We start from the raw sequence: 4,107 nt of genomic DNA, 5'->3' as shown, positions 1-4,107 counted from the left end.
GCGCGCGCCGGCGCCCCGCTCTCGATCCACCCCCAACCGACATTCGGTGCCCCCAATCCGGCGCGGCCGGTGCTACGCATGCGCTGGGCGGCGTGGTCGCTGTCGGTGGTGCTCGCGGTGCCGGTGGTCTACCTGCTGGCCCGGCCCGGCGGTGACGCGGACCGGACCAGTGCCCAGTCCCAGCTCGAGGACGAGAGCGCGTCGTCGGCCGACAGCATCCCCGGCGCCAACGCCGACACCGGCGACACCGTGACCGGCCAGCCCCTGACGGGTCAGACGGGCACGGGGCTGCCCGGCATCGATCCGACCAGTACCGCGCCGGACTCCTCATCGGGCTCCTCGTCGGGCACTGGCCCGGCGGACGCGGCGATCGACCGCTACCTGCGGCACCTCTTCGAGCTCGACTCCGCCCAGGGCTACACCTTCTCCTCGCTCGGGGAGCAGTACCTGCTCAGCACCGGGACCGAGGCCTGCGGGTCCCTCGACCGGGGCACCACCTACGACGCCGTCCGCACCAGCGTGATGTACCGGATCCCCAACGGCGGGCAGCTCGTAGTCGCCTCCGCCGTCACTTACCTGTGCCCTAAGCACCACGAGAAGCTGCAGACGTTCACGGCCGACAGTCAGGGCGCCCGCCAGGGCTCCACCGCGGCGCAAGGAAGCACCGAGCCGCCTGATTCCGCGGTCGGATAGTCGGCGCCGGCAGCCGCGACCGGCCGGCTCAGCCTCGACGGGCCGCGCCGATGTCGACCAGCGCCCGCTCGAGGGCGTACTCCGCCGAGACCGCCCCGCCCTTGACCGCCGCATCCGCAGCGGCGGCCAGGATCAGGGCCTGGGCCATCCCGTCCGGGGTCCAGCCGCGGGCCTGGCGGCGCAGCATGTCGATCTTCCACGGCGGGGCGCCGATGTCGCGGGCGAGGTCGGCCGGGGACATTCCCCGCGGCGCCGAGGCGACCTTGGCCAGCTCGCGCAACTTCGACGCCAGCGCCCCCACCACCCCGGGTCCGGCAGCCCCGCAGGACAGCGCCCAGCGCAGTTCCGCCAACGCCTCCGCGGTCCGTCCCTCCAGCACCAGGTCGGCGACGTGGAAGCTCGTAACGTCGGAGCGGCCGGCGTAGTACCGGCGCACCGTGTCGGCCTCGATGCCGCCGGGGATGTCCGCCGACAGCTGGCTGCAGGCGCCCGCGAGCTCGCGCAGGTTGCCACCGACCGCGTCGAGCAGGGCCCGCGCGGCGTCCTGCCCGATCCGCCGACCGGCCGCCCGGAACTCACCGGAGATGAAGGTCAGCTTGTCCCCGGGCTTCTTCACCTCGGAGCAGTCCACGATGACGGCCCCGGCCTTCTTCGCCGCGTCGGCCAGTGCCTTGCCCTTGGCCCCGCCGACGTGGACGAGCACCAGGCAGACGTCCTCCGGGACGTCCCGGAGCATCGCGTCGACCTCACCGAGGACCGGCTGCGAGAGGTCCTGGGCGGCGCGCAGGATCACCAGGCGACGCTCGGCGAACAGGGACGGGCTGGTGATCTCGGCCAGCTGGCCAGGCGCGAGGGTGCCGGGGTCGATGTCGTGGACGTCCGCGTCCGGTTCGACGGCGCGCACGGCGCGCTTCGCGGTCTGTACCGCCCGGTCGGCCAGCAACTCCTCCGGGCCGAGCACGAGCGTCAGCCCCGGCAGCGGGGCAGGCGCGGTGCTCACGTCGGGCTCACGTCGGGCTCACGTCGGGCTCACGTCGGGCTCACGTCGGGCTCACGCTGGGGAGCATGCCACGCCCCGCCGACGATTCAGGGCTGGGGCTTCCGGGTGTGCTCGGGGGTCCGGTCCCGGCGCGTCGGCTGCAGATCAAGGTTGGTGCGCAAGTGGCGTCAGCGTCGGCGAGTCCCGTCACTCCTGTTTCAACTTTGATCGTCAGCCGACGGAATTCACCGGCTCGATAGCCCCGTCAGAACTCATTGCCGTGCCTGGCTGCCACGCGGAGGCGTCCGTCGCGCAGCACGACGGCGATGTCGCCCTGCTGGTCGGTGCGGGCGACCCGCATCGCGGCCTGCAGCAGGACGCGCAGCGTGCTCGGGGCGGGGTGGCCGTAGTCGTTGTCCGCGCCGGCCGAGGCGATCGCGACCCGGGCGCCGAGGGAGGTCAGGAACTCCGCGTCCTGATGGGCGCTCCCGTGGTGCGGGATCTTCAGCACGTCCGCACGCAACCCGGGCTCGGCGCGGTGCAGGACGGCCTGGGCCGGCGGTTCGACGTCGCCGGTGAGCAGGATGCGAATCCCGCGAACCTCGGCCAACAGCACCACCGAGGCGTTGTTCGGCGGCGAGCCTTCGGAGATCAGGCGGGACGGCCAGAGCACCCGCCACGACACCGCCCCGGCCACCCGTTGCTCCCCCGGCGCCGGGTGGGTGAGCGGGATGCGTCCGGCCCAGCGGGTCACCTCCTCGACCTGCCCCGGCGGGTCGGGCAGCGGGCTCACCCCGATCTCGGCGACCTGCCGGCCACGGAGCACGCCGGGCAGGCCTTCGACGTGGTCGGCGTGGAAATGGGTGAGCAACAGGTAGGGGATGCGCCGCACCCCGAGCCGGCGCAGGCAGCCGTCGACGGCCGCCGGGTCCGGCCCGGCATCGACCACCACGGCCGTCCCGGGTCCGGCGTTGATCACCAGCGCGTCCCCCTGCCCGACGTCGCAGGCGACCAGCACCCAGTCCCGCGGTGGCCAGGACCCGGACAACAAAGGCGGCAACGGGACCTGCGGACGGATCAGCAGCAGGGCGGCGATGAGCGCGGCCACCAGGGCGACCCGGCGAAGCTGACGGGCCGTCACTACCGCGACGGTGAGCAGCGCGAGCACCAGGGCACCGCGGACGCCGCCGACCCACGGCAGGCTCGCGCCCGGAACGGCCGCGGCCTGGCGGGCGACGGTGACGATCCACCACGCGGGCACCCCGGCCAGTTCGCCGAAGAACCGCGCGAGCGGCGGGCAGACCGGCCACGTCAACGTGGCCAGGACCCCCAGCAGCATCGCCGGCGGCACCGCCGGGACCGCCAGCAGATTGGCCGGGATCGCGATCAGGCCGACGTCGTCGGTGAGTAGCACGATGACCGGGCCGCACGCGGCCTGCGCGGCAGCGGGCACCGCCAACGCCGTCGCCCATGCGCGCGGCATCCGGGTGGCCAAGCGGTCGCGCCACCGCGGCGCCAGCACGATCAGGCCGGCTGTCGCCACCACCGAGAGCGCGAAGCCGTAACTCCTGGCGAGCCAGGGATCGACCAGCAACAGCACCACCACCGCCGCGCACAGCGCGGGCGCCGCCCGACCGCCGCGTCCGGCCGCGAGCCCGATCACACCGACGATTCCCATCACCGCCGCCCGCAGCAGGCTGGGTTCGGGCCGGGCGATGAAGACGAACACCACGACGGTGGCCAGGCCCACCAGTGGCAGCGCCCGCAACCGGACCCCGGACAGGCGCGCCAGGCCCAGGACGGCACCGAGCAGCAGCGCGAGGTTCGACCCGGAGACGGCGACCACGTGGGACAGCCCGGCGACCTGGAAGTCCTCCTCGAGGCCGGGGTCCAGACCCGAGGTGTCGCCGAGAACCAGACCTGGCACCAGGCCGCGTTCGTCGGGCCCCAGGCCGGCGACCGCGGAGCGCAGCCCGGCGCGGACGTCGACCGCGGCCCGGTCCCGCCAGGGAGCCGTCGACGCCGAGGGTGGCCGCCCCCGGACCTGCAGCAGCGCGGCGGTGGCGGTGTGCGGCCGCGACGGGGCGAAGCGGCCGGCCACCCGCAGTTCCTGACCCGGGATCAGATCGGTCCAGGCGCGGTCGATCGCGACCACGAGCACCCGGCTGCGCACCTCGGTCAGCTGGCCGCGCGCAGCGACCCGCTGCACCAGGACCGGCACGGTGATCACTTCTCCGGAGCCGAACCTTGATGTGGTCGGGCGCACCGCCGGGTCGCCGGTGACCCGCAGGTCGACGGTGGCGGTGGCCCGCTGCGCGGCCAGTTCGTCCACGGGTCCGGCGGCCATGGCGGACACCCGCGCCGCGGCCCCGATCCCGGCCGCCGCCCCCACCCCGAGGGCAGCCGCGAGCACCGCAGATCCCGCGAGCCGGGAC

3 protein-coding genes are annotated in these 4,107 nt (G+C 74.5%); 1 reads left to right on the top strand and 2 read right to left on the bottom strand.

Going from position 1 to position 4,107, the window contains the following annotated elements:
* The coding region (locus H0X00_RS22170; RefSeq protein WP_293774929.1) for a DUF732 domain-containing protein at positions 1-693 on the top strand (693 nt) is incomplete at its 5' end.
* A 28-nt stretch (positions 694-721) separates the two neighbouring features.
* Here H0X00_RS22170 and holA read toward each other — a convergent pair.
* Together holA and H0X00_RS22160 are read right to left on the bottom strand one after the other, a co-directional pair.
* The gene (holA, locus tag H0X00_RS22165) at positions 722-1,693 is read right to left on the bottom strand and encodes a DNA polymerase III subunit delta (protein WP_293774928.1); all 972 of its coding nucleotides are present in this window, start codon (positions 1,691-1,693) and stop codon (positions 722-724) included.
* Between the two features lie 244 nt (positions 1,694-1,937).
* A partial coding sequence (locus H0X00_RS22160; RefSeq protein ID WP_293774926.1) for a ComEC/Rec2 family competence protein occupies positions 1,938-4,107 on the bottom strand: 2,170 nt, incomplete at its 5' end.

It is taken from the genome of Sporichthya sp. (assembly GCF_013815995.1).
GTDB lineage: Bacteria > Actinomycetota > Actinomycetes > Sporichthyales > Sporichthyaceae > Sporichthya.
The sequence above is the reverse complement of the archived record's forward strand: the minus strand, read 5'-3'. Positions and strand labels throughout refer to the sequence as shown.